Source organism: Pseudomonas fluorescens (assembly GCF_001902145.1).
In the GTDB taxonomy this organism is placed as follows: domain Bacteria; phylum Pseudomonadota; class Gammaproteobacteria; order Pseudomonadales; family Pseudomonadaceae; genus Aquipseudomonas; species Aquipseudomonas fluorescens_BV.
This window is the reverse complement of record NZ_MRST01000026.1, coordinates 296197-322518: the sequence shown is the minus strand read 5'-3', so window position 1 is coordinate 322518 and position 26322 is coordinate 296197. Positions and strand designations below refer to the sequence as shown.

Annotated in this window: 23 protein-coding genes; 16 read left to right on the top strand and 7 right to left on the bottom strand. The window is 60.4% G+C overall.

Going from position 1 to position 26322, the window contains the following annotated elements:
* Positions 1–503: 503 nt before the first annotated feature.
* The 7 genes from BUE92_RS20955 to BUE92_RS20925 all read left to right on the top strand — a co-directional run bounded on the left by BUE92_RS20955 (position 504) and on the right by BUE92_RS20925 (position 8907).
* Positions 504–1862, top strand: coding sequence for a glutamine synthetase family protein (locus tag BUE92_RS20955; RefSeq protein ID WP_003195249.1), 1359 nt, complete (start codon positions 504–506; stop codon positions 1860–1862).
* A gap of 57 nt (positions 1863–1919) precedes the next feature.
* Positions 1920–3284 carry an aspartate aminotransferase family protein gene (locus BUE92_RS20950; RefSeq protein ID WP_073526045.1) on the top strand — a complete coding sequence of 455 codons (1365 nt, stop codon included), beginning with the start codon at positions 1920–1922 and terminating at the stop codon, positions 3282–3284.
* Positions 3285–3467: 183 nt separating this feature from the next.
* Positions 3468–4562: a polyamine ABC transporter substrate-binding protein gene (locus BUE92_RS20945; RefSeq protein WP_073526465.1), complete on the top strand. Its 1095-nt coding sequence runs from the start codon at positions 3468–3470 to the stop codon at positions 4560–4562.
* 243 nt (positions 4563–4805) lie between these two features.
* Complete coding sequence (locus BUE92_RS20940) at positions 4806–5900, top strand: polyamine ABC transporter substrate-binding protein (protein ID WP_073526464.1); 1095 nt, start codon at positions 4806–4808, stop codon at positions 5898–5900.
* A gap of 66 nt (positions 5901–5966) precedes the next feature.
* A complete protein-coding gene (locus tag BUE92_RS20935) occupies positions 5967–7109 on the top strand; it encodes an ABC transporter ATP-binding protein (protein WP_073526044.1) in 1143 nt (380 codons plus the stop codon).
* Positions 7106–8026: an ABC transporter permease subunit gene (locus tag BUE92_RS20930; protein ID WP_073526043.1), complete on the top strand. Its 921-nt coding sequence runs from the start codon at positions 7106–7108 to the stop codon at positions 8024–8026. The genes BUE92_RS20935 and BUE92_RS20930 overlap by 4 nt, the downstream gene beginning before the upstream one ends.
* Positions 8023–8907, top strand: coding sequence for an ABC transporter permease subunit (locus BUE92_RS20925; RefSeq protein WP_003195236.1), 885 nt, complete (start codon positions 8023–8025; stop codon positions 8905–8907). The genes BUE92_RS20930 and BUE92_RS20925 overlap by 4 nt, the downstream gene beginning before the upstream one ends.
* Positions 8908–9035: 128 nt before the next feature.
* Here the strand turns inward: BUE92_RS20925 and BUE92_RS20920 are convergent, their stop codons facing one another.
* A complete protein-coding gene (locus BUE92_RS20920) occupies positions 9036–9677 on the bottom strand; it encodes an HD domain-containing protein (RefSeq protein ID WP_073526042.1) in 642 nt (213 codons plus the stop codon).
* A gap of 266 nt (positions 9678–9943) precedes the next feature.
* Here BUE92_RS20920 and BUE92_RS20910 point away from each other — a divergent pair, with 266 nt between their 5' ends.
* On the top strand, positions 9944–10909 hold the full coding sequence (locus BUE92_RS20910; RefSeq protein WP_073526041.1) for a GlxA family transcriptional regulator: 966 nt from the start codon (positions 9944–9946) through the stop codon (positions 10907–10909).
* A 10-nt stretch (positions 10910–10919) separates the two neighbouring features.
* Here the strand turns inward: BUE92_RS20910 and BUE92_RS20905 are convergent, their stop codons facing one another.
* On the bottom strand, positions 10920–13274 hold the full coding sequence (locus tag BUE92_RS20905) for a penicillin acylase family protein (protein ID WP_073526040.1): 2355 nt from the start codon (positions 13272–13274) through the stop codon (positions 10920–10922).
* A 27-nt stretch (positions 13275–13301) separates the two neighbouring features.
* On the bottom strand, positions 13302–13877 hold the full coding sequence (locus BUE92_RS20900; protein ID WP_073526039.1) for a DUF6436 domain-containing protein: 576 nt from the start codon (positions 13875–13877) through the stop codon (positions 13302–13304).
* Positions 13878–13975: 98 nt separating this feature from the next.
* Between BUE92_RS20900 and BUE92_RS20895 the strand changes: the two genes are divergently transcribed.
* On the top strand, positions 13976–14917 hold the full coding sequence (locus tag BUE92_RS20895) for an alpha/beta hydrolase (RefSeq protein WP_073526038.1): 942 nt from the start codon (positions 13976–13978) through the stop codon (positions 14915–14917).
* A gap of 86 nt (positions 14918–15003) precedes the next feature.
* Here BUE92_RS20895 and BUE92_RS20890 read toward each other — a convergent pair whose 3' ends face one another.
* Positions 15004–15756 carry a DUF2059 domain-containing protein gene (locus tag BUE92_RS20890; protein ID WP_003195224.1) on the bottom strand — a complete coding sequence of 251 codons (753 nt, stop codon included), beginning with the start codon at positions 15754–15756 and terminating at the stop codon, positions 15004–15006.
* A gap of 131 nt (positions 15757–15887) precedes the next feature.
* Here BUE92_RS20890 and BUE92_RS20885 point away from each other — a divergent pair, with 131 nt between their 5' ends.
* Both BUE92_RS20885 and BUE92_RS20880 read left to right on the top strand, forming a co-directional pair.
* Positions 15888–16520, top strand: a complete 633-nt coding sequence (locus BUE92_RS20885) for a 2OG-Fe(II) oxygenase (protein ID WP_003195222.1) — start codon at positions 15888–15890, stop codon at positions 16518–16520.
* Positions 16521–16522: 2 nt separating this feature from the next.
* Entirely contained in the window at positions 16523–17005 is a 483-nt protein-coding gene (locus tag BUE92_RS20880) for a DUF523 domain-containing protein (RefSeq protein ID WP_073526037.1), read from the top strand.
* Positions 17006–17354: 349 nt separating this feature from the next.
* Here BUE92_RS20880 and BUE92_RS20875 read toward each other — a convergent pair whose 3' ends face one another.
* A complete protein-coding gene (locus BUE92_RS20875) occupies positions 17355–17825 on the bottom strand; it encodes a transporter substrate-binding domain-containing protein (protein ID WP_073526035.1) in 471 nt (156 codons plus the stop codon).
* A gap of 134 nt (positions 17826–17959) precedes the next feature.
* Between BUE92_RS20875 and BUE92_RS20870 the strand changes: the two genes are divergently transcribed.
* On the top strand, positions 17960–18400 hold the full coding sequence (locus tag BUE92_RS20870; RefSeq protein ID WP_073526033.1) for a DUF4399 domain-containing protein: 441 nt from the start codon (positions 17960–17962) through the stop codon (positions 18398–18400).
* 67 nt (positions 18401–18467) lie between these two features.
* Here the strand turns inward: BUE92_RS20870 and serA are convergent, their stop codons facing one another.
* The gene (serA, locus tag BUE92_RS20865) at positions 18468–19697 is read right to left on the bottom strand and encodes a phosphoglycerate dehydrogenase (RefSeq protein ID WP_003195214.1); all 1230 of its coding nucleotides are present in this window, start codon (positions 19695–19697) and stop codon (positions 18468–18470) included.
* Positions 19698–19902: 205 nt separating this feature from the next.
* Here serA and BUE92_RS20855 point away from each other — a divergent pair, with 205 nt between their 5' ends.
* The 4 genes from BUE92_RS20855 (at position 19903) to BUE92_RS20840 (ending at position 24186) form a co-directional block, all read left to right on the top strand.
* On the top strand, positions 19903–21297 hold the full coding sequence (locus tag BUE92_RS20855; RefSeq protein WP_073526032.1) for an FAD-binding oxidoreductase: 1395 nt from the start codon (positions 19903–19905) through the stop codon (positions 21295–21297).
* A gap of 23 nt (positions 21298–21320) precedes the next feature.
* On the top strand, positions 21321–21986 hold the full coding sequence (locus BUE92_RS20850; RefSeq protein ID WP_073526031.1) for a fumarylacetoacetate hydrolase family protein: 666 nt from the start codon (positions 21321–21323) through the stop codon (positions 21984–21986).
* A 245-nt stretch (positions 21987–22231) separates the two neighbouring features.
* Positions 22232–23155 (top strand): SdiA-regulated domain-containing protein, encoded by a 924-nt coding sequence (locus BUE92_RS20845; RefSeq protein WP_073526030.1) that lies wholly within the window; start codon positions 22232–22234, stop codon positions 23153–23155.
* Positions 23156–23277: 122 nt separating this feature from the next.
* On the top strand, positions 23278–24186 hold the full coding sequence (locus BUE92_RS20840; RefSeq protein ID WP_073526029.1) for an SdiA-regulated domain-containing protein: 909 nt from the start codon (positions 23278–23280) through the stop codon (positions 24184–24186).
* Here the strand turns inward: BUE92_RS20840 and BUE92_RS20835 are convergent, their stop codons facing one another.
* Positions 24187–26133 carry an autotransporter domain-containing protein gene (locus BUE92_RS20835; protein WP_073526028.1) on the bottom strand — a complete coding sequence of 649 codons (1947 nt, stop codon included), beginning with the start codon at positions 26131–26133 and terminating at the stop codon, positions 24187–24189.
* Positions 26134–26322 lie beyond the last annotated feature (189 nt).

Genomic DNA, 26322 nt, shown 5'->3' with positions numbered 1-26322 from the left:
TGCCCTAAAAAAGCGCCACGAAGCCTTTTTTGCGGGGTTTTGGGGCGGTTTTTTGGGTTTTAGGGGCTTGGGACCTGCAGGCTTGAGCGGGCCGTGTAGGATTTTTTACGGGGGTGTTGTGTAAAAAAATGAACAAGGCTAAGCTCGATTCAAACCCATAACAGCAATAATACCGGGGTGCTTCATGTTTCACCTGCCGCCAATCGGCGTCTCTGCCTGCTTCAGCCAGGCTTTGTCCGCAGCTCGTTCGCCCCGCGTGAATGCCCAGGCACCGGCCAATATTCTTGACGGCCTGGCCGATCTTCTTTTTGCCCTCTCTTACGCCACTGACCGACCCTCATCCGCCGTGCCGATCATAATTGCGCACAACTTTGGCCTGAGGAATGCAACCCATGGGCAAATGGCAGGTAAGCTCCTACCCTGAATGAAAAAACGACGCGGATGCTGCGTCAACCAACGCCTGGCCTTTAATGGATGCCAGGAAACCCAGCCCAGAGGCATTTATGAGTAACAACCTCGACCAGCTCACCGATTGGTTGAAAGACCACAAGATCACAGAAGTCGAATGCATGATTGGCGACCTCACCGGCATCACCCGGGGCAAGATCTCGCCGACCAACAAGTTCATTGCCGAAAAAGGCATGCGCCTGCCCGAGAGCGTTCTGTTGCAGACCGTGACCGGCGACTATGTCGAAGACGACATCTATTACGAATTGCTCGACCCGGCCGACATCGACATGATCTGCCGCCCCGACCAGAACGCGGTATTCCTGGTGCCCTGGGCCATCGAGCCGACCGCCCAGGTGATCCACGACACCTACGACAAGCAAGGCAACCCGATCGAGCTGTCGCCGCGCAACGTGCTCAAGAAAGTCCTCAAGCTCTACTCCGACCGCGGCTGGCAGCCCATCGTGGCACCCGAGATGGAGTTCTACCTGACCAAGCGCTGCGAAGACCCGGACTTCCCGCTGCAACCGCCGATTGGCCGCTCCGGCCGCCCGGAAACCGGTCGCCAGTCCTTCTCTATAGAAGCGGCCAACGAATTCGACCCGCTGTTCGAAGACGTCTACGACTGGTGCGAACTGCAGGAGCTGGACCTCGACACCCTGATCCACGAGGACGGCACCGCGCAGATGGAAATCAACTTCCGTCACGGCGATGCCCTGTCCCTGGCCGACCAGATCCTGGTGTTCAAGCGCACCATGCGCGAAGCCGCGCTCAAGCACGACGTGGCCGCCACCTTCATGGCCAAGCCCATGACCGGCGAGCCCGGCAGCGCGATGCACCTGCACCAGAGCATCATCGACATTGCCACCGGCAAGAACGTCTTCTCCAATGAAGACGGGACCATGAGCCAACTGTTCCTCAACCACATTGGCGGCCTGCAGAAATTCATCCCTGAATTGCTGCCTTTATTCGCCCCCAACGTGAACTCGTTCCGCCGCTTCCTGCCCGACACCTCGGCGCCGGTGAACGTGGAATGGGGCGAAGAAAACCGCACCGTCGGCCTGCGCGTACCGGATGCCGGCCCGCAGAACCGCCGCGTGGAAAACCGCCTGCCGGGCGCCGACGCCAACCCGTACCTGGCGATTGCTGCCAGCCTGTTGTGCGGCTACATCGGCATGGTCGAAGGCCATAACCCGAGCGCGCCGGTGGTGGGCCGTGGTTACGAACGACGCAACCTGCGCCTGCCGTTGACCATCGAAGACGCCCTGGAACGCATGGAAAACAGCAAGACCATCGAGAAATACCTGGGGCAAAAATTCATCACAGGCTACGTCGCGGTCAAGCGGGCCGAGCATGAAAACTTCAAGCGCGTGATCAGTTCGTGGGAGCGGGAATTCCTGCTCTTCGCCGTCTGATGCGCCGGGCGCGCCCTTCAAACGGCGCGCCTTCACTGAAAAGTCTAGGAGATTGGTATGTCCAGCAACAACCCGCAAACCCGTGAATGGCAAGCCTTGAGCAATGATCACCACCTGGCGCCGTTCAGCGACTTCAAGCAATTGAGAGAGAAAGGCCCAAGGATCATCACCAAAGCCCACGGCGTTTACCTGTGGGACAGCGAAGGCAACAAGATCCTCGACGGTATGGCCGGCCTGTGGTGCGTGGCGATCGGTTACGGTCGCGATGAACTGGCCGATGCCGCCGCCAAGCAGATGAAAGAACTGCCTTACTACAACCTGTTCTTCCAGACCGCACACCCGCCGGTATTGGAGTTGGCCAAGGTCATTTCCGATGTCGCGCCGGCTGGCATGAACCACGTGTTCTTCACCGGCTCTGGCTCCGAAGGCAACGACACCATGTTGCGCATGGTCCGCCACTACTGGGCGATCAAGGGCCAGCCCAACAAGAAAACCATCATTGCCCGCAAGAATGGCTACCACGGCTCTACCGTGGCCGGCGCCAGCCTGGGCGGCATGACCTATATGCACGAGCAGGGCGACTTGCCGATCCCGGGCATTACCCACATCGCGCAGCCGTACTGGTTTGGCGAAGGCGGCGACATGAGCCCCGAGGAATTCGGTGTGTGGGCGGCCAACCAGTTGGAAGAGAAAATCCTGGAGCTGGGCGTGGACAACGTCGGTGCCTTTATTGCCGAGCCGATCCAGGGCGCCGGTGGCGTGATCGTGCCGCCTGCCACGTACTGGCCGCGCATCAAGGAAATCCTCGCCAAGTACGACATCCTGTTTGTCGCCGACGAAGTAATCTGCGGCTTCGGCCGTACCGGTGAATGGTTCGGTAGCGATTTCTACGACCTCAAGCCGCACATGATGACCATCGCCAAGGGCCTGACCTCGGGCTACGTGCCCATGGGTGGCCTGATCGTGCGTGACGAAGTGGTGGCGGTGCTCAACGAAGGTGGCGATTTCAACCACGGCTTTACCTACTCCGGCCACCCGGTCGCTGCGGCCGTGGCCCTGGAAAACATCCGCATCCTGCGCGATGAAAAAATCGTTAGCCGTGTGCACGACGAAACGGCACCGTATTTGCAGAAACGTCTGAGGGAACTGGGCGATCATCCGCTGGTGGGTGAAGTACGCGGCGTCGGTATGCTCGGTGCGATCGAACTGGTGCAGGACAAGGCGACGCGTAAGCGTCACGAAGGCAAAGGCGCCGGCATGATCTGCCGAACCTTCTGCTTCGAAAATGGCCTGATCATGCGCGCCGTGGGCGACACCATGATCATTTCGCCGCCACTGGTCATCAGCAAGGCTGAAATCGACGAGCTGGTAACCAAGGCCCGTCATTGCCTGGACCTGACTTTGGCTGCCTTGCAGGGCTAAGTGCTAGGCTCAGTGCGCGGTGCACTGGGCAGTTAAAAATGCAGGGGCTTTGGTTGAAAGCCGGCCCCTGAACTTGCCAGACTGTCGCCCTGTTTTGTTGCCCTTCGGTTGGGCCGTAAAACATACAACGCTTGTGGCCCAAAAAAGAAAAAATTGGAGCATCACCAAATGAAGGCATTAGGTTTGAAGAACGCTGGCAAGACCCTGCTCGCCTTGTCCCTGATGGGCGCAATGGCGGGCGCGGCCCAGGCAGACAATAAAGTGCTGCACGTCTACAACTGGTCCGACTACATTGCACCGGACACCATCGCCAACTTTGAAAAAGAGTCGGGCATCAAAGTGGTGTACGACGTGTTTGACAGCAACGAAACCCTGGAAGCCAAGTTGCTGGCAGGCAAGTCCGGCTACGACATCGTCGTGCCGTCGAACAGCTTCCTCGCCAAGCAGATCAAGGCCGGTGTCTACCAGGAGCTGGACAAGTCCAAGCTGTCCAACTATGACAACCTGAACAAATCCCTGCTCAAGGCCGTATCGGTCAGCGACCCGGACAACAAGCACGCCTTCCCGTACATGTGGGGCTCGATGGGCATCGGCTACAACCCGGAGAAGGTCAAGGCCGCACTGGGCGTGGACAAGATCGACTCCTGGGACGTACTGATGAAGCCGGAAAACATCGCCAAGCTGAAAAGCTGCGGCGTGAGCTTCCTCGATTCGCCAACCGAAATGCTGCCGGTAGCGCTGCATTACCTGGGCCTGCCGACCGACACTACGAAGAAGGCTGATCTGAAACAGGCCGAAGACCTGTTCATGAAAATCCGTCCTTCGATCGGCTACTTCCACTCGTCCAAGTACATCTCCGACCTGGCCAACGGCAACATCTGCGTGGCTGTGGGCTACTCGGGTGACATCGAACAGGCCAAAACCCGCGCGGCTGAAGCCGGTGGCAAGGTCAAGATCGCCTATGACATTCCCAAGGAAGGTGCTGGCAGCTTCTTCGACATGGTCGCCATTCCCAAGGATGCCGAAAACGTCGACGCTGCCTACGCATTCATGAACTACCTGCTCAAGCCAGACGTCATGGCCGCGATCACCAACAGTGTGCGTTTCCCGAACGGTAACGAGAAAGCCACCGCCCTGGTCGATAAAGACATCACCAGCGACCCGGGTATTTATCCGTCGGCCGAAGTGCAATCCAAGCTCTACGCCATCGCCGACATGCCGGCGGCAACTCAGCGTGAAATGACCCGTAGCTGGACCAAGATCAAGTCCGGTAAATAACGCCAGAAACCTGTAGGAGCGAGCTTGTGTGGGAGCGGGCTTGCTCGCGAATGCGGAGTGTCAGCCAGCATATGTATCAACTGATACGCCACTTTCGCGAGCAAGCCCGCTCCCACACAAAACAGCTCTCACAAATTAAATGACAGAAAGTTTTGCCGGATCGGTTTATCGAAGGTAAGTTGCGCGCCGGTTTTGTTGCCGGGCAACAACTTCAAGGCCCCAACTATTCAAGAGGACCTCCACTTGCCAATTTCTTTATTTCGCAAAGCCATGCTGGTGGGTGCAGGTATCACGCTGGCTGCCAGCGTACAGGCCGCACCGACGGTGCATATTTATAACTGGTCGGACTACATCGGCCCCGACACCCTGGCCAACTTCGAAAAGGCCAGCGGTATCAAGCCCGTGTATGACGTGTTTGACTCCAACGAAACCCTGGAAGGCAAGTTGCTCGCCGGGCGTACCGGCTACGACGTCGTGGTACCGTCCAACCATTTCCTGGGCAAGCAGATCAAGGCTGGCGCATTCCAGAAGCTCGACAAGTCGCTGCTGACTCACTACGCCAACCTCGACCCGGTACTGCTCAAGCGCCTGGAAAAGAACGACCCGGGCAACCAGTACGCGGTGCCGTACCTGTGGGGCACCAACGGCATTGGCTACAACGTCGACAAAGTGAAGCAAGTGCTGGGTGTCGACAAGATCGACTCCTGGGCCGTGTTGTTCGAACCGGAAAACATGAAGAAGTTGGCCACTTGCGGCGTGTCGTTCATGGACTCGGCCGATGAAATGCTGCCGGCGGTACTCAACTACATGGGCCTGGACCCCAACAGCACCAACCCGGCCGACTACAAGAAGGCCGAGGAAAAACTGCTGAAAGTGCGGCCCTACGTGACCTACTTCCATTCCTCCAAATACATCTCGGACCTGTCCAACGGCAACATCTGCGTGGCGGCCGGTTTCTCAGGCGATGTGTTCCAGGCCAAGGCCCGTGCGGCGGAGGCGGGCAAAGGCGTGAACATCGCCTACGCGATACCCAAAGAAGGCGGCAACCTGTGGTTCGACGTTCTGGCGATTCCCAAGGATGCCAGCAACGTCAAGGAAGCCCACGCCTTCATCAACTATTTGCTGCAGCCTGAGGTGATCGCTCAGGTCAGCGATCAAGTCGGTTACGCCAACCCTAACCCAGGGGCGGACAAACTGATGGAGCAATCGATACGCACCGACGCAGCGGTTTACCCACCGCAGGCGGTTCTCGAGCGGACATTCGTCAACTTTGAGCTACCCCCGAAAGTGCAGCGTTTAATGACCCGTAGCTGGACCAAGGTCAAGACGGGCAAGTAAGGCTAAAACTATCCAAGGCTGGCCTGCATTGGGCCGGCTGCACAGTTTTTTTTGGGAGTTTCGTAAATGGCAGTTGCCTCCGGCGCCTATAAGAAAGCCCTCGAGGGCGACCAGACACCGAAAAAGGTGCTGGTCAAAATCGACCGGGTCACGAAGAAGTTCGACGAGACGATTGCCGTGGACGATGTGTCCCTGGAAATCAAGAAAGGCGAGATCTTCGCCTTGCTCGGCGGTTCGGGTTCGGGCAAATCCACCTTGCTGCGCATGCTTGCAGGTTTCGAGCGCCCAACCGAAGGTCGCATCTACCTCGACGGTGTGGACATCACCGACATGCCGCCCTACGAGCGGCCAATCAACATGATGTTCCAGTCCTACGCCTTGTTCCCGCACATGACCGTGGCGCAGAACATCGCCTTCGGCCTGCAACAGGACAAGATCCCCAAGGCTGAAGTCGACGCACGCGTGGCCGAGATGCTCAAGCTGGTGCAGATGAGCCAGTACGCCAAGCGCAAGCCGCACCAATTGTCCGGCGGCCAGCGCCAGCGTGTGGCCTTGGCCCGCTCCTTGGCCAAGCGCCCGAAACTGCTGCTGCTCGATGAGCCAATGGGCGCACTGGACAAGAAGCTGCGCTCGCAGATGCAACTTGAGTTGGTGGAGATCATCGAGCGCGTTGGGGTGACCTGCGTGATGGTGACCCACGACCAGGAAGAAGCCATGACCATGGCCGAACGCATCGCGATCATGCACCTGGGCTGGATCGCCCAGATCGGCAGCCCCATCGATATCTACGAAACCCCCACCAGCCGCCTTGTGTGCGAGTTCATTGGCAACGTCAACATCTTCGACACCCAAGTGGTGGACGACGCCGAAGGCCACGCGGTGCTCAAGTGCCCGGACCTGGACCACGACATCTACGTGGGCTACGGCATCGCCACCTCGGTGGAAGACAAGTCGGTGACCTACGCCATTCGCCCGGAAAAGCTGCTGGTGACCACCGAAATGCCGACCTGCGAGCACAACTGGTCCAGCGGCAAGGTGCACGACATCGCCTACCTGGGCGGCCACTCGGTGTTCTACGTGGAGCTGCCGAGCGGCAAGCTGGTGCAGTCCTTCGTCGCCAACGCCGAACGCCGTGGCCAGCGCCCAACCTGGGGTGACCAGGTGTACGTGTGGTGGGAAGACGACAGCGGCGTGGTACTTCGCTCATGAACATGAAGAAATTCAAGCGGCGCTTGGATCGCATCGTGCCCAATGGCAAGCAGGTGGTCATCGGGATTCCCTTCCTCTGGCTGTTCATGTTTTTCGCACTGCCGTTTTTCATCGTGCTGAAAATCAGCTTTGCCGAAGCCGATGTGGCGATCCCGCCCTATACCGAGATCTATACCTACGTCGAGCAAAAGCTGGAGGTGGTGCTGAACCTGGCCAACTACAGCTTGCTGGCGGGCGACGAGTTGTACATCGCCGCCTACCTGGGCTCGCTGAAGATGGCGTTTTTCAGCACGCTGCTGTGCCTGCTGATTGGCTACCCGATGGCCTACGCCATCGCCACCGCGCGCAAAGAGATGCAGACCGTGCTGGTGCTGCTGATCATGATGCCCACCTGGACCGCGATCCTGATCCGGGTGTATGCGTGGATGGGCATCCTCAGCAACAACGGCCTGCTCAACGGCTTCCTGATGTCCATGGGCTTGATCAACGAGCCGCTGCAGATCCTCAACACCAACATCGCGGTGTACATCGGTGTGGTCTATTCGTACCTGCCGTTCATGATCCTGCCGCTGTACGCCAACCTGGTGAAGCACGACCAGAGCCTGCTGGAAGCCGCCTCCGACCTGGGGTCGAGCACCTTCAACAGCTTCTGGAAAATCACCGTGCCGCTGTCCAAGAACGGCATCATCGCCGGTTGCATGCTGGTCTTCATCCCGGTGGTGGGCGAGTTCGTGATTCCTGAACTGCTCGGCGGCCCGGAAACCCTGATGATCGGTAAGGTGTTGTGGCAAGAGTTCTTCAACAACCGTGACTGGCCGGTGGCGTCTGCCCTGGCGGTGGTGATGCTGGCGATCCTGATCGTGCCGATCATCCTGTTCAACCGCAGCCAAGCCAAAGAGCTGGAGGGCAAGATATGAAGCGCTTTCGTTTCTCCAGCTTCATGCTGGTCGCAGGCTTGTTGTTCATCTACCTGCCGATGTTGATCCTGGTGATCTACTCGTTCAACGAATCCAAGCTGGTGACAGTGTGGGGCGGTTGGTCGATCAAGTGGTACGTGGGCCTGTTGGACAACACCCAGTTGATGGGCTCGGTGGCCCGCTCCCTGGAAATCGCCTGCTACACGGCGGTGGCGGCGGTAGCGTTGGGTACCCTGGCGGCGTTCGTGCTGACGCGCATCAGCCAGTTCAAGGGCCGCACGCTGTTCGGTGGCCTGGTGACGGCACCGTTGGTGATGCCCGAAGTGATCACCGGCCTGTCGCTGTTGCTGCTGTTCGTGGCCATGGCGCAGATGATCGGCTGGCCCCAGGAGCGTGGCATCGTCACCATCTGGATCGCCCACACCACCTTCTGTGCGGCGTATGTGGCGGTGGTGGTGTCGGCGCGCTTGCGTGAGCTGGACCTGTCGATCGAAGAAGCGGCGATGGACTTGGGCGCACGGCCGTGGAAGGTGTTCTTCCTGATCACCATCCCAATGATCGCGCCGTCGCTGGCGGCGGGCGGCATGATGTCGTTCGCGCTATCGCTGGACGACCTGGTACTGGCCAGCTTCGTGTCGGGCCCCGGTTCCACCACCTTGCCGATGGAAGTGTTCTCAGCGGTGCGTCTGGGGGTTAAACCCGAGATCAACGCCGTGGCGAGCCTGATTCTGTTGGCGGTGTCGCTGGTGACGTTCCTGGTGTGGTTCTTCAGTCGCCGGGCCGAAGAGCATCGCAAGAAGGCCATCCAGCAAGCCATCGAAGAAGCCGCGGCGGATGGCTGGCAACAGCCGGACAAGCGTCGCGCTCCAGCGCCGGTCTAACTGCCGACGCGATCCACTGTAGGAGCGAGCTTGCTCGCGAAGAACGTTAACGATGACGCTGGGTACCTGACACCCAGCGGCGCTCTCAGGTTCTTCGCGAGCAAGCTCGCTCCTACAGTGGGGCTTAGCTATGCAGCCCACGGCGACGTGCGAATCACCTCGACAAAATTCCTCGGCTTGAACCCAGGCTCCTGGTCCACCAGCACATCGGTCTTCACGTTGCCAAACGTAGTCTGCGGGCGATGGCGCAAGCCGTCGGCGAACGCGCAGATGATGCACTCCTTGAACGCTTCACCGCGTGGATGCGCATGCACCACCGCTTCGCGCTGCACGCTGCTGAACGCGGCGTAGTCCATGCCCAGCACGTCCATCTCCACACCGGCGGTCACCAGCGCTACGGTGGGGCGCAGGTGTTTCGGCACGCCCGGCGTGGTGTGCAGGGCGATGGACAACCACACTTGTTCGATATCGTCATCGCTCAACCCATAGGGCTTGAGAAATGCGGCGGCGGCGTTGGCGCCGTCTACTTCGAAACGCTCGTCGTCACTGCGGTGGCCTTCCACCAGGCCCAGGTCATGGAACATCGCGCCGACGTAGAGCAACTCCGGGTTGTAGGCCAATTGTTTGCGCTCACCGCTCAAGGCGCCGAACAGGAAGACGCGGCGCGAATGGTGGTAGAGCAGGTCCGATTCGACGTCGCGGATGTATTCGGTGGTGGCCCTGGCCAAGGCGCTGTCAGGGATCTGGATACCGGCTATGGTGATGCTCATGGTGGATCTCCTCTGGAAAGATTCCAGTCTGGTCCCCTGACCCTGAAGCGGCTATCGCCACAGGGAGGCGATCCCAGCCAATGTGCCGCCACATCGCGCCAAGTGGAGTAGCCCTTTAAGGCTTAAGGAGATCAAATGTGGGAGCGGGCTTGCTCGCGAAAGCGGCCTGTCAGTTGATGCATGTGTCGGCTGGGCCACCGCGTTCGCGAGCAAGCCCGCTCCCACAAGGGATTTGCGCTCATTCAGTTAGAGAGGTGTTTGTGAGCATGGGCAAAACCGTCGCCATCCTGATCTTCCCCGGTGTCCAGTCGCTAGACGTGACCGGGCCGATGGATGTGTTCTGCGAGGCCAACCGCTTCCTGGCGCCCGAGAATCACTATCGGCTGGAAGTACTCGGCTTTGGCCACGGCGCCATGGCGGCCTCCAACGGTTTGTCATTGCAGGCCCACAAGCACTACAGCGAAGCCCGGCAACCCTACGACCTGTTGCTGGTCGCCGGTGGCCCGCAGTTACCCTTCGAAGATTTCGGCCCCGAGTTTGACGCCTGGCTGCGCGCGGCCGCCGCGAAGGCGCAGCGCTTTGGCTCGATCTGCAATGGCGCCTTCATGCTGGCCCGTGCAGGTCTGCTGGACGGCAAGACCGTCACTACCCATTGGAACGATGCCGCCAGCCTGGCGCGCCTGTGCCCCTCGGCCCAGGTCGAAGCCGACCGTCTCTATGTGCAGGACGGCAAGCTCTACACCTCCGCCGGGGTCACGGCAGGTATCGACCTGTCGTTGTACTTGCTGGCCCAGGATCACGGCCCGGAAGTGGCCCTGAGCGTGGCCAAGCGCCTGGTGGTGTTCACCCAACGCTCGGGCGGGCAATCGCAGTTCAGCCCGTTCCTCACGCCCCACGCCGAAACCACCTCGGCGGTGGCGCTGGTGCAGCTGTACGTGCTGGCCAACCTGACGGGAGACTTGACCATTGCCGACCTGGCCAAGGCGGCCAATATGAGTGCGCGCAATTTCTCCCGGGTGTTTGCCCGTGAAGCGCGGATTACGCCGGCGGAATTTGTCGAGAGGGCGCGCGTGGATGCGGCGCGGGTGATGCTTGAAAGCAGCCATGCACCGCTTAAAACCGTGGCCTATCAATGCGGCTTTCGCGACGCCCAGCACATGCGCAGTGTGTTCAACCGCCGGCTGGGCGTCACGCCGCAACAGTTCAGGCTTAACTTTGCGGCGCCGGTGTAGCGATAAACAGCTATCTGGCAGGCAACAGTTTCAAGGTGCCACGGGTATTGGCCGTCACCTCTTCATCACTGAAGTGCGCCTGCTCATACCCACCTTCGATATAGCTTTGCGCCTGATCGCCATAGTGCGTATCAAACGGCACGCCGCTTTGCCCCACGGGGTTGATGGTCAGTGCGTGGGCAGGGTCGGCGAAGTCGATCAGGCGCCGTGTCGAAGGCCCATAGGTCACCGGCCAAGGCGCCGGGCCGATCACGGCGGTCTGGTTGTTCGGCACTTCGTGGCTGCCGGGTGCGGGGAACGGGCCGACGTTGAAGAGCTTATCCAGCGGTTTTTGCAGGCCCAGCGGGTGGCCGTGGGTCAGGGTGTGCGCCTTGCCCCATTGCCATTGTGCCGGGTCATCGCCGAACGTAGCCTTGAGGTGGGCCAGGCTATTGTCCCAGGCGAGCTTGACGGTGTCGGCCCGATTGCCGTTCCACCAGGGTGAGTCTGCCGATTCGGCCAGGCGGGGCAATGCGGCGTCGATCACGCGGGTGCCGAGCAGGGTCTTGAACAAGGCATCGCCGAGTTTTGGGTGAAAGGTTGCGTCGCTGAGGTTGAACAGCAACTGGTTGAACAGCGTGGCATTGGTGGAGTCCAGCGGGTAGTCACCCTTCCAGTTGGCAAGCTGTTCCACCAGTTTGAGTTGCGCCGGGTCCTTGACCACCTCGCGCAGCACCGGCAACAGCGGCGCCAGCAGGCGCGGGCCATAGGCGGTGGTGGTGCCCAGTTGCAGGGCCTGGCTGTTGGTCACATCCCACTTCACGCTTGTGTCGCTCAACTGCGCGTTCAACTGCTGGCCACGGTCAGCCAGGTTGTAATAGCCGGGGATCGGCATGCCGGTGGGCGATGCCGGCTGGGCATTGGCGGACACCACGTAGCCGCGCGGCGGGTTTTCTTCCTGGGGGTTGGCACTGAAGGGGTAGAAACCCAGCTTGTCGGCCTGGGTAGTACTGCCGTCGAGGATGAACGCAGGGTTGACGCCGGCCGGGCGGATCGGCAACTGCGCTGCCGCCCACCAGCCGATATCGCCCTTGGCATTGGCCCACACGATGTTCAGGCCCGGCGCCGAGACCTTGGCGGCCGCGGCACGCGCCTTGGCCAGGGTGTCGGCACGGTTGAGCTGATAGAAACCATCGAGGATCGGGTTTTCACTGTCCAGGAACGCCCACCACATGGCAATCGGCGTGCTGCCGGCGTTCTCACCGAGCACGTCGTTGATGATCGGGCCATGGGGCGAACGGCGCAGGGTGAGGGTTACCGGCGCTTGGCCCTTGACCTGGATCTGCTGCTCGCTGCTGCTCATGTCCACCCATTGGCCGTGATACCAGACCTGGTTGGGGTTGTCCGGGTTGACCTTTTCGGCGACCAGGTCGAGGTCGTCGTTCTGGAACATGGTCAGGCTCCAGCCGAAGTCCAGGTTGTGCCCCAGGAACGCCACCGGTACCAGCGCGTTGTGGTAGCCGTACAACTCGAAGCCTGGCGCCGACAGCTGCGCCTCGTACCAGACCGAAGGCACCGAGAAACGGATATGAGGGTCACCCGCCAGCAACGGTTTGCCGCTTTGGGTATGGCTGCCGCTGACGGCCCAGGCATTGCTGCCTTCGAACTGCGGCAGGCCGTTGTCGGCCAGGGCCTGTTCGCTCAGGGCGGCGATGGCGCCAAGGGTCTGCCAATCGCTGGCCGCCAGGTTGAGGGCGCCCTTGGGTCGCCAGTCGAGGTCGAAGACGCTCAAGTAGTCGCTGCCCAGCCGGTCACGCACATAGGTCAGTACCGGCTCGGTACGAAAGGCTGCGGCGAAGCTGTAGGCCATGTACCCGGCGACGCTGATGCTGTCTTCGGCGGTAAACGGGCGCTTGGCGATGCCCAGCACATCGAATTCCATGGGGCTGGCGTGGCTGTCCTGATACTGGTTGATCCCGTCCAGGTAGGCTTGCAGGGCCTTGGACGAGGCTGAGCCAGGGTCCATGTGCTCCACATAGCTCAAGGCACGCTCGCGAATGCGCAGGCTGCGAAACAGTTTGTCGGTCTCCAGCAGCTTGGGCCCGAGTACCTCGGCCAGTTCGCCACGGGCCAGGCGCCGCATGATCTCCATCTGGAACAGGCGGTCCTGGGCATGCACATAGCCCAGGGCGCGGTACAGGTCGGCTTCGTTTTCGGCACGGATATGCGGTACGCCACGGTCGTCGTAGCGCACCGTGACCGAACCTTGCAGGTGCGCCAGCGTCACCGTGCCCTGGCGCGTGGGTTGTTTGCTGTAGACGTACCAACCGACGCCCAGGGCGACCAGCACAATCAGCACCGCAAAAACCTGCAAGACGCGCTTCATGAACATTCCTTACGAGAGTGGACGGGACTACAGATCCTTAGGCCACGAACAATAGCAGCCTACCGCAAGGGTGTGAGTGGCACTCACTTCGCGTCCGGCGCCAAGGGCCTTGAGGATTGGCTCGATAAAGCTGTTGCTGGCGTTGCACGTCAGGCCTTCGCTGTAGGGGCCGAAATACGCCAGCTTGCCGGTGCGATCCCAAATGCCCACGGCCGGGCTGGCGGGCATTTTGTCGGCGCCGGGCAGAGCATCAAGAATATTCAGGTGGCGCAGGTTCTCGGGCAACTGGCCGTGGCTGCCGGGTTTTTGCAGGGCATAGAACTCCACCCCTTGGGGCGCGTACTGCTCGATCAACTCGCCCAGGTGTTGCTGGTTACCTACATTGCACGGGCAGGCCGGGTCCCAGAAGTGCACCAGGCGAATCGGGCCAGGGCCGCTGAGGGCGGCGGGCAGTTGCAGCGCATCGCCGGAAAATACCGCGGTGTGTTCGCTGAAGGCGCGCAGGTAGCGGCCCTGGAACCAGTCATAGGCCGCCCACAGCACCCCGGCGCAGATAACCAGGGTCAGGCTGGCGAACAGGGCGTTACGGAAGGGCGGTCGCATTGGATGTATCCTCGCAGGTCGCGTAGCTTGCCATGCTTGTCCTGACAGATGAATATCGCAGCTCGATATTCATCTTCACCGCAAGTCTGGAAGCCTTTATGCCTGTCACCTTTGACCCTGATCATCTGCGCGAAAGCTTGCGCCCCCTGTTGGATGCGCAGCCGCTGTCAGCCGAGGCGAGGGTTTACCAGCGTTTCTATGGGCTCGACCTGGCCGCACGCCAGGTGCCGGCGGTGAGCCGCCTGGGGCGCTTGCAGGTGGATGGGTTCGAGGTGGTGGCCCAGGTCTGGTGGCCGCCGGTGCCGGTGGCGACCATGTTCCTGTTCCACGGTTTCTACGATCACATGGGGCTGTATCGCCATGTAGTGGATTGGGCGTTGGACCAGGGCTTCGTGGTGATCGCCTGCGACCTGCCCGGCCATGGCTTGTCCAGCGGCGTGCGCGCCAGCATCGATGACTTTGCGGTGTACCAGAGCGTGGTACAGGCGTTGTTCGTCGAGGCCAAGGCGCTGCAATTGCCGCAACCGTGGCACCTGTTCGGGCAAAGCACCGGCGGCGCCATCGTGGTGGACCACCTGCTCAACCACGGCGCCCAAAGCCCGGCCCAGGGCAAGACCTTCCTGCTGTCGCCGTTGGTGCGGCCGCGTGCCTGGGGTTGGTCGCAGGTCAGCTATTACCTGCTGCGCCCGTTCGTCAAAGGCATCGCCCGGCGTTTCAGCGATAACTCCAACGACCCTGCATTCAAGCCGTTCCTGGAAGCCGACCCGCTACAGCCCCGCCAACTGCCTACCGCCTGGGTGGGGTCGCTGGCGCGCTGGATCAAACGCATCGAAGCCGCACCACGCAGCCCCCGGCGCCCGGTGATCGTGCAGGGTGAGGAGGATATGACGGTGGACTGGCAGCACAATCTGCAGGTGTTGCGGGGTAAGTTCGACCGGCCTGAGGTGTTGATGCTCAAGCGGGGTCGGCATCACTTGGCCAATGAAATTCCGCAGATTCGCGAAGCATATTTTAACTTCCTCACGGATCACCTGAAATAACGCAGTCCAAATGTGGGAGCTGGCTTGCCTGCGATAGCGGTGTCACTGACAGATCGCAATCGCAGGCAAGCCAGCTCCCACAGGGTTTACTGCGTCAGGCTTGAGGTGCTTTGACCAACAGCAAGCCCTGCGCGAATGGCTGCAAGGGCGGCCTGGTAATACGCCTTGCCCTCCGGCGACTCGGCAAAGGTGGCAAACTCTTCCAGCTCCGGGTCGGACAAATCCCGATAGACATACAGCAAGGTATTGTTCAAATCCTTGTCGATCTGCTGCATCAGCCGCTCACGCTGCCCATTCAACATGCCTTGTGCCTGACCGCCACCGAGCAAACCGGGGATCATCTGACTCAAGCTGTCGGCCGCCACGCCAGCAATCGCCAGGCTGACCTCGGCGCCGGCCTCGCGGGCGGGCAGGGCCTGGGCCAAGTGGCCGATGATCAGGCTGCGGGTGGCATCGGCTTCGAGTTTGGGCAGGCCTTGGGCGTTTTTTGCCAGTTGGTCGCGGCGCGTGGCCAACAACTCGGCGGCGACGATCTTGCGGCCCAGGGGCGATTGGAAAAACGCCAGGGCAGGTTTCGGGTCGGGCAAGTGCTTGCGCAGTTGCGCCTCGGCACGCTGGTCCATGGCCTGGGCGGCAAAGCGTTTATTGCTGTTGTCCACCAGCGCCTGGTACACCACCGGCGGCAGGCTATTGCGGTAGCGCTGCTGGGCTGCACTGAGGGCGTCATTGAAGTGCGCACGTTGTTCGGCCCAGCCGGCGACCTTGTACAGCTGGTCATGGCCGTCTGCCCAGGCGGGCAAAACGCAGAACATCAACACAGAAAAAAACAAACGACGCATAAGGACTCCTGTCAGTCGGCCACTATTGTCCGTGTCGGGCGTAGGATTTGTCGAGAAGTCCTATCAGTCACCTGACTAAAGTGTATTCAGACGCTCAACGGCGCTGTCGGATTTTCAGGCGTATGGATACTATGCGCGCCATGCAAATACCCCTCGATCACCCGCTGCTGCAACGCATCGTCGACGACCTGGCCGAAAAAGGCTGGTCGCAGCAAAATGGCTTCCTGCCCCAGGCTCTGACCCTGGAGCTGGCGGCTGAGTGCCGTAAACGCGCGGCGCAGGGTGAACTGGCACCCGCAGCGGTAGGGCGTGGGCCGGCCCAGGAGATTCGCGAAGGTATTCGCGGTGACCATATCCAATGGCTGGAGGAGGGGGACGCGCCTATCTGCGACACCTACATGGGCGTGATGGACGGCCTGCGCCTGGCGATGAATCGCAGCCTGTTCCTGGGCCTGGAAGATTTCGAAAGCCACTTTGCGATGTACCCGCCGGGGGCGTTTTACCTCAAGCACGTAGACCGTTTTCGCGACGATGACCGGCGCATGGTCTCGGCGGTGATCTACTTGAACGACGCCTGGCTGCCCGAGCATGGCGGCCAACTGCGCATGTACCTCAAGGGCGGTGTCGAATACGACGTGGTGCCCACGGGGGGTTGCCTGGTGGTCTTCCTGTCGGGCGAGGTGCCCCACGAAGTCCTGCCCGCTACGCGCGAGCGCCTGTCCTTGACGGGCTGGTTTCGCCGGCGGGGCAACGAGCCGTTTTAAGCATGGAAAAGATTCTGGTCAGCCGCTGCCTGCTCGGGCACAAGGTGCGCTATGACGGCGGCGCCAGCGGCCCATTCGATCAGTTGGCAGCGTGGCAAGCTGAAGGCCGCGTGGTTGCCATCTGCCCGGAAGTGGCGGGTGGCTTGCCCACACCGCGGCCGTCGGCCGAAATACCTGGAGGGCAGGGCATCGACGTGTGGGAAAGCCGCGCCCAGGTGCTGACGGCCGCGGGCGAAGACTTCACCAGCGCCTTCCTCGACGGTGCCCGCCAAGCCTTGGCGCTGGTGCAACGCCATCACATCCGCATCGCCATTCTCAAGGCCAACAGCCCATCCTGCGGCAACCTGTTGACCTATGACGGCACCTTCAGTGGGGTGAAGGTCAGTGGTGAGGGCGTCACGGCGGCGCTGCTCAAGCGTCATGGTGTGCAGGTATTCAGTGAGTTGGAGTTGCCAGAGGCGGCGACGGCCCTCATGCAGCTTTAGAGACTTGAATAAATCAAATGTGGGAGCTGGCTTTCCTGCGATGGCCATAGGTATCTACACAACTCTGTAGCGCTCAACGGTAATCACGATGCGAAGCGAGTCGCTCTTGCTCTTGCTCTGCTTTTGATCTTGATCTCAGGCGGCCCCCCCAAATCACTGGCGGATTACGGGCACACCGAGCCTGAGCGAGGTGCCGAGTGGTGGGGCAAGAGCGTTTTGCTTACTTTTGCGCTTTTCAAAAGTGAGCCGCTGTAAGAGCGGAACCCTAAATGGCCGTTACCGCAGAAATGGATATGTACACGGTCCAACTGTGTTGACTGCCAGGCCGCCTTCGCAGGCAAGCCAGCTCCTACATGTCGAACCATTTCTGCGACAGCGCCTTCAACCGGCCATCGCCCTTCACCCGCTTCAACGCCCCGTTCAAACTGCTCTTGAACGCCGGGTTGCCCTTCTGGAACGGGATCGCCAATGTCGGCTTCTGGTGATAAGCCTCACTGAAATCGAAACGATCCTCAAGCTCGGCAGTCATAGCGATATGGTTAATGGCCACGTCGTACTTGCCGGTTTCCACACCGGAAAGCAGGTCCGCGTGATCGGTGGTGATAAACGAGGCGCGCACCTCCATTTCCTTGGCCAGCAGTTCACCCAGCTCCACTTCAAAGCCGGCGAGTCTGTCGCCCTCCTTGAAATTGTACGGCGGGGTGTTGGCTTCCAGGACGATGCGCAGCTCACCGCGATCATTGACGTCGTCAATCAGTTCGGCATGAGCCAAGGGGCTCAGAAGAGGAAGCAACAGCAACAGGCCAGGCGAAAAGCGCATGGTCACTCCTAAATAATTCGTACAGGCGAGGCGCCGTTCAGCAACGTTTTGTTATGGTGTCGGGTGCCTTGGACCGCAATTTATCGCGAAGTTGTCATAACCCTACAGATTTCACAGAAAAACTGGAGAAGCGAATGAAAGCCCTTTTGTCCCGTGCAACGATTGCCAGCCTTCTGCTGGGTACCTCGATGTTGGCCAGCGCCGCAGACCTTCCCCGTACGCCTGCGCCTGAAGGCGCTGAAGTGTTCATCGTCTCGCCGAAAGATGGCGCCACCGTCGACAAAACCTTCACCGTCAAATTCGGCGTCAAGAAGCTGGACCTGGAGCCGATCGACAAGCAAGTGCCTAACGCTGGGCACCACCACCTGCTGGTTGACCAGAAAGTGGAGTCGCTCAACGCAAACGAGGCGATCCCAGCCACCGCCACCTCGATTCACTTTGGCAAGGCGCAGACCGAAACCGAGCTGACCCTGACGCCAGGCAAGCACACCCTGCAACTGGTGGCCGGCGATAACGTGCATCGCCAGTTCGAACCCACAGTCGCCTCGAAAGTGATCACCGTTAACGTCAAATAAGCGTTGTTCGGGCAAAAAAATGGGAGACCCCTGCGGGTCTCCCATTTTTTATCCGGCGTTTGAAGCGTTAGAACAACACGCGGCTACGAATAGTGCCGTTGATGTGCTGCAGCTTCTCTTGCGCCAGGTCCGAGTACTCGGCGTCGACGTCGATCACCACGTAACCGACCTTCTCGTTGGTCTGCAGGAACTGACCGGAGATGTTGATGCCGTTTTCCGCGAAGACCTTGTTGATCTCCATCATCACGCCCGGGATGTTCTGGTGGATGTGCAGCAGGCGGTGCTTGCCCGGGTGAGCCGGGAGGGCCACTTCCGGGAAGTTGACCGACGATACTGAAGTACCGTTGTCGCTGTACTTGACCAGTTTTTCCGAGACTTCCAGGCCGATGTTGGCTTGGGCTTCAGCGGTGGAGCCGCCGATGTGCGGGGTCAGGATCACGTTGTCCAAGCCACGCAGCGGGCTTTCGAAGATGTCATCGTTGGAGCGTGGCTCCACCGGGAACACGTCGATGGCGGCGCCGATCAGGTGCTTGTCCTTGATCGCGTCGGCCAGGGCGTCCAGCTCGACCACGGTGCCGCGTGCGGCGTTGATCAGGATCCCGCCTTTCTTGATCGCGCGGATTTCCTTCTCACCGATCATCCACTGGGTCTCGGCCGTTTCCGGGACGTGCAGGGTGACGATGTCGGACATGCCCAGCAGCTCGGTCAGGCTGGCCACTTGGGTGGCGTTGCCCAATGGCAGCTTGGTCAGGGTGTCGTAGAAGAACACCTGCATGCCCAGGCCTTCAGCCAACACCGACAGTTGCGTGCCGATCGAGCCGTAGCCGACGATACCCAGCTTCTTGCCGCGGATTTCGAAGGAGTTGGCCGCGCTCTTGATCCAGCCGCCACGGTGGCAGGAAGCGTTCTTCTCAGGGATACCGCGCAGCAGCAGGATGGCCTCGGCCAGCACCAGCTCCGCAACGGAACGGGTGTTGGAGTACGGTGCGTTGAACACCGCGATGCCGCGCTCGCGCGCTGCATTGAGGTCGACCTGGTTGGTGCCGATGCAGAAACAGCCGACAGCCACGAGTTTCTTGGCGTGGTCGAAGATCTCTTCGGTCAGCTGAGTGCGGGAGCGAATGCCGATAAAGTGCGCGTCGGCGATCTTTTCCTTGAGCTGGGCTTCCGGCAGAGAACTGGTGATGTACTCAATGCTGGTGTACCCGGCGGCTTTCAGAACGTCGACAGCCGATGGGTGGACGCCTTCCAGAAGAAGGAACTTGATCTTGCTCTTATCGAGAGAAGTCTTGCTCATCTGCGTAAACCTGTATCCCGGAGAAAATTGGCAGGGAGTCGAGCAGCGCAAGCTGACCCGGACGGCAGGAAAGCCGTCACCGCAGAAACGCCCTTTGGGTCTGTCCTGCGGGGGCGGTATGCTAGCATACGCACCCCGCTAAACACCTATTCCTGCGACGTGAAGCGTTCTCAGGATGACCATGAATTGTTCGAGAGTTCTGTCGATGACCCATCCTGCCCTGATTGATGAGCTAAAGACCCTGGTTGAGCCCGGCAAAGTGCTGACCGATGCCGACTCCCTGGAGGCTTACGGCAAGGATTGGACCAAGCACTTCGCCCCCGCACCCACCGCCATCGTGTTCCCCAAGACCACCGAGCAGGTGCAGGCCATCGTCCGGTGGGCCAATGAGCACAAGGTGGCGCTGGTGCCATCGGGTGGGCGCACGGGCTTGTCGGCTGCTGCCGTTGCCGCCAATGGCGAAGTGGTGGTGTCGTTCGACTATATGAACCAGATCCTCGACGTGAACCTCACCGACCGCACCGCCGTGTGCCAGCCGGGTGTGGTCACCAAGCAACTGCAAAACGTCGCTGAAGAAAACGGCCTGTATTACCCGGTGGATTTCGCCTCGTCCGGTTCCAGCCAGATTGGCGGCAATATCGGCACCAATGCCGGCGGGATCAAAGTAATTCGCTACGGTATGACTCGCAACTGGGTGGCCGGCATGAAGGTTGTCACCGGCAAAGGCGATGTGCTGGAGCTGAACCGCGACCTGATCAAGAACGCCACCGGCTACGACATGCGCCAACTGTTTATCGGCGCCGAGGGCACCCTGGGCTTTGTGGTCGAAGCCACCATGCGCCTGGACCGTGCGCCGAAAAACCTCACGGCGATGGTGCTCGGTACGACTGATTTCGACTCGATCATGCCGGTGCTGCATGCCTTCCAGAGCAAGCTGGACCTGACCGCCTTCGAATTCTTCTCCGACAAGGCCCTGGCCAAAGTCCTTGGCCGTGGCGACGTGCCGGCGCCGTTCGAAACCGAGTGCCCGTTCTACGCCCTGCTGGAGTTCGAAGCCACCACCGAAGAAGTCGCCAACCACGCCCTGGAAACTTTCGAACATTGCGTGGAGCAGGGCTGGGTGCTCGATGGCGTGATGAGCCAGAGCGACACCCAACTGCATAACCTGTGGAAACTGCGCGAGTACATCTCCGAAACCATTTCCCACTGGACGCCGTACAAGAACGACATCTCGGTGACCGTGTCGAAAGTGCCGGCGTTCCTCAGCGAAATTGACGCGATCGTCGGCGAACACTACCCAGACTTCGAAATCGTCTGGTTCGGCCATATCGGTGACGGCAACCTGCACCTGAACATTCTCAAGCCGGAAAACCTGAGCAAGGATGAATTCTTTGCCAAGTGCGCCACCGTGAACAAGTGGGTATTCGAGACCGTTGCCAAGTACAACGGCTCGATCTCCGCCGAACACGGGGTGGGCATGACCAAGCGCGATTACCTGACCTACAGCCGTTCACCGGTTGAAATCGAATACATGAAGGCCGTCAAAGCGGTGTTCGACCCTAACGGGATCATGAACCCCGGCAAGATCTTCGCTGTTTAATCGCACCTTAAAGGAGTCGTTCCATGAGCTACCAGCACAAGTATGTCGACGGCACCAACATCCACTTCCCGGTGGGTAAAGTGGTGTGCATCGGGCGTAACTACGTCGAACACGCCAAGGAACTGGACAACCCGGTGCCCACCGAGCCGTTGCTGTTCATCAAGCCCGGCAGTTGCGTGGTGCCGTTGGAAGGCGGTTTTGCCATACCGACCGAACGCGGTTCGGTGCACTACGAAGCGGAAATCGCCGTATTGATCGGCAAGCCCTTGTCCGCCAAGCCGAGCCGGGAAGAAGTGCTGGACGCCATCTCCGGCTTCGCCCCGGCCCTGGACCTGACCCTGCGCGACAAACAGGCCGAGCTCAAAGCCAAGGGCCTGCCGTGGGAAATCGCCAAGTCGTTCGATGGCGCGGCGGTGATTGCCCCCTTCGTAGTCAGCAGTACCTTTGCGGACGTGACCGATATCGGCATTCGCCTGAGTATCAACGGCCAAGTGCGCCAGGACGGCAACAGCGCGCAGATGCTCAACCCGATTGTGCCGATGATCCAGTACATGGCGGGTTGCTTCTCCCTGCAAGCGGGCGACGTGATCCTGACCGGCACCCCGGCGGGCGTTGGCCCTTTGAATGTGGGGGATGAAGTGGTGCTGGAGCTGGCGGGTGTCAATCGCTTCGAAAGCGTCGTGCGCTAAATCACTGCCAAACTGCGATCAAACTGTGGGAGCGGGCTTGCTCGCGAATGCGCAGTGTCAGTCAATGCATCAACGACTGGACCACCGCATTCGCGAGCAAGCCCGCTCCCACATTGGATCTTCATTACATCCTGAATCTGCTTTTGCATTTTTTTCACACACTATCGGGATAATTCCCTGCTCTTGCGCGCGGGGCCATGAATCCTGTGCTATCCCCTACAGCTGACTTTCCGGAAAAGCGCTCAATGGCCGTGCCTCTGCCCACTTCGAAAACCTCGCTCCGCTCTCGCTTGTCCATGCGCTGGTATTCCTGGGTATTTTTGGCCGGTGCCATTTTGTATGGCGTCGCCTGGGCCATGCACTGGGACGATCGCGGTGTGCTGTGGGTGCTGGAGCGTTTCGAGAGTTCGGCCGAGCGCCGGGAAAGTGTGTGGCTGCCCGACTATCACGCGGTGATCGACGCCAAGTTGCTGCCCGGTATGGAGAAGGACGAGGCATCAGACCTGTCCTATAACCCGCAGACCAAAACCCTGTTTTCGGTGATGGGAAAGAACCCCTTCCTGGTCGAGCTGAGCCTGCAAGGCGATGTGTTGCGCAAAATGCCGCTCAACGGCTGGAACAATCCGGAAGGCGTAGCGGTGATGGAAAACGGCTTGATGGCGGTGGTCGATGAGCGTGATCACAGCCTGACCGTCGTCAAGGTGGACGCCGCCACTACTGCGCTGAACAAGGCCGACTTCCCCAGCCATGACCTGGGCCCGTCCAAAGATCAGAACAAAGCCTTTGAAGCCGTCACCTGGGACAAGCGTAACCAGCAGCTGGTGCTGGGCGAAGAGCGCCCGCCGGCACTATTCACCTGGAAAAGCGATGGCAACACGCTGACCGGCGACAAGCAAAAACTGGCCAGCACCGAACTGGATGTGCGCAACCTGTCGGCCTTGTCCATCGACCCACGTACCGGGCATTTGCTGGTAATGTCGGCCGACTCCCACCTGCTGTTGGAACTGGATGAAACGGGCGAGCAAGTCAGTTTCATGACCTTGCTTGGCGGCTTCAACGGCCTCAAGGACACGATCCCGCGTGCCGAAGGCGTGACCATGGACGAGAGCGGCAACCTGTACATGGTCAGTGAGCCAAACCTGTTCTATCGTTTTGAAAAGCAGAAATAATCGACGAATTACGTCGGACTTGTCTTGAATAAGCGGCATTCGCCAGACAGTCCGGTGCGTTTAAGTTTAAATTCAGGTGACCTTGATATCTATTCGCCAGTTTTTTCTCTGAGCCCGCCCCGATGCGTCGACTTGCCCGCCCCAAACCTGCTGTTTTCATACTGCTGTTGCTCGCCCTGGTAGCTGCCGGGCTGGTTGCACAGCAGTTCCGTCTGTTCGAGCGCGCCTGGTTCAACTGGCGGGTGTGGTACCAGCCTGCCGATGAGCGCGCCATTGGCTTGGCGGACTACCGCGTCACCCTCGAAGGCCAGGCGATCGAAGGGCTCGACGACGATGTCTCGGCCCTGACCTACGACCCTGTGCGCAAAAGCCTGTTTACCGTCACCAATAAAAACGCCGAACTGGTCGAGTTGTCGCTGGAGGGCAAGATCCTGCGGCGTATTCCCCTGGTGGGCTTTGGCGATGCCGAGGCGGTGGAATTTATCAGCGACAACATCTACGTCATCAGCGATGAGCGCCAGCAGCGCTTGATCAAGGTGCATGTGGACGATGACACGAAGTTCCTCGACGCCGCCGATGCGGAACAAATGACCCTGGGCGTGCACGTCGGCGGCAACAAGGGCTTTGAAGGCTTGGCCTACGATTCGGTGGGCAAGCGCCTGTTCGTGGCCAAGGAGCGCGACCCCATGCTGATTTACGAGGTCCATGGGTTTCCCCATTTCAAACCGGAAAAAACCTACTCGGTGCATGTGGTCAACAACCCCAAGCGCGATGCCGGGCTGTTTGTGCGCGACCTGTCGAGCCTGCAATACGACGAGCGCAGCGGCCACCTGTTGGCGCTGTCGGATGAGTCGTTCCTGGTCTTGGAGCTGGATATCGACGGTCGCCCTCTAAGCAGTCTGTCGTTGCTTAAAGGGCGCCATGGCCTGAGCAAGCGCGTGCCCCAGGCCGAAGGGATCGCCATGGATGACGACGGCACGCTGTATATGGTCAGCGAGCCCAACCTGTTTTACGTGTTCAAAAAACCCTGATCAGAACATCCATTGCACGCCCAGCGAATAACCGGTCTGGCTGCCTTCAGCATGCCCGAAGCGGCCATTGACCTCGGCAAACACCCCCAACTGTGGGGTGATCGCCAGTTGGCTGCCAAGTTGTGCACGAGCAAAGCTCTTATCCACTGAGCCCAGCCTGGCGGTGCGGGCCTGGCCATCGGCGCGTGCGTTGAGTTGCAGGTCGTCCAGGCGGCCGTCGGCCAGTTCCTTGACCCAGGCGATGTCGCCGTAGGGCATCAGGCTCAGGCCATAGGGCAGGGCAACAGCGCCGCGCACGCGCCAGCCGAGGCTGGCTTCCAGGGAGTCGAAAGACTGCTCTTCGTATTCCAGGGCTGTGCGCAGGTTCTGCTTTTCGTGGAACTTGTCGATGCGGTAATGGCTGTAGTCCAGGCCGGCGAACGGCCCGCTCTTGATCGCGCCAAAGTCAAAGTCATAGCCACCCAGCACCCGTGCGCCCAGCGCCAGGGCATCGGTGTCGCCCGTCAGTTGCTGGTTGAGCAGGATCGGCCCGCCATTGGCCTGGATGACCAGGTTGCGCTTGGAATCGAAGCGCGTGTGGCCCACGCTCAGGTCACCGGCCAACCAGCTCGGCCCGCCATCGTTGAGCAGCGCATAGACGGCTGCCTGCCAGGTGTCGCTGTCGAGCTTGCCGCGATGCTCAAGTTTGTCGCGCCCATTGAGGTAGCTGAGGCTGGCGCCGATATTCAGGCTTGAAGTCAGTTGGTAGTCGCCGAGGGCATGCAGGCCCAGGCGCCGGGCTTCGGGGTTGGGGGCAGTGTCGAAGCCGCTGTCCGGGTTGTATTCGCCATCTACACCGATCTCGCCATCAAAGCTTGCGACCTCGCGGCTGGTCGCTTGCAGGGTCAGCCAACGGCGATCATGCAGGCGCACCAGGGCCTGATGCTGGCGCTGCAGGTTGTCTTGCATATTGCGCGCAACGGCACCACCGGAAGCGGTAGATGCCATCAGGTCGGCGTTGGTCAGTTCCAGCACCAGGCGGCTGAGCAGGCGTGAATAGTCACGCAGGCGCTGGTCGATGCGTGCCTGGCCGAATGCATCGGTCAGCACGGCTTTGTTGTCTTCGTTCGGGTCGTGCCAGGTCGAGCCGCCGGGGATTTTCGGGTTGTCGGTCTGGGTGTAGCCGTCCAGGTCGCCCAGTTCCCAGTTGGTGGCCTCTATATAAAGGATCGGGATATTCAGCGGTTCAAACGCCTCACCATCGCTGCAGCAGCCGGTGCCCTTCGGGTACTGCGGGTCCAGGCCGGGGTTGGTGAACAATGGGATGTTCAACTCCCTGGCGATCTGGAAGGTGTGCTCGCGCAAGGAGGCCAAGGCCGGGTTGGCGGTGCTGTTCTGGCCGGCGTGGGCGTACATCATGTCGCCGGTGATCAGGCTGTCGAGGTTGATCATCGCGAGCATGTTGGCGCGCTGGCTGGCGCTGAGTGAGTCGACAAAGGCACGGGAGCCGCGCAGGCCCTCTTCTTCGGCGCCGAAGCCGACGACCTGCAGGCCATTTTCCAGCGAGAGGCCGCCGAGGTTCTTTGCCACCTCGGTCAATACGCTGGCGCCGGAACCGTTGTCATCCAGGCCTTGCAGGGCCGGGCGGCCGAAGTAAGTGTCGAAATGCGCGCCAATCACCACGTACTGGGCCTTGGTACCAGCGGCAGAGGCCACCACGTTTTGCGAAGCCCGGCTGCCGTTGTTCCAGGTGAAGTCCTGGCGGCTGATGCTATAGGCCGTGCCCATCTGGCTCTGCATCCAGTCGGCTGCCCCGGCAAAATTTGCCGTGCCGCGATATCGGCCAGGGTAGTCGTTGATCAGTTTTTCCAGGGTGGTGTTGGCGTGCTGGCCGTAATCGTAGGCCTGGGTATGCGTGGACAGCAGGGCACCGGCAACGCTGATGGCGAGGGCTAGAGGCTTTATCACAAGGTCTTCCTTGAGGTGAGGGGGACGTTCAAGCCCAGACCCTTTGCACAATGCGCGCCTCATTCCATGGGCGGCTGCGAATTGGCGCATTGTTAAACGCGTGGGTCGCGTGGCTGTAATTTGTATCCGATTGGATACCAGGCGGGGCAGGGGATGCCGTGACAGAGCGCACGGTTTTGGCGAGGAGTG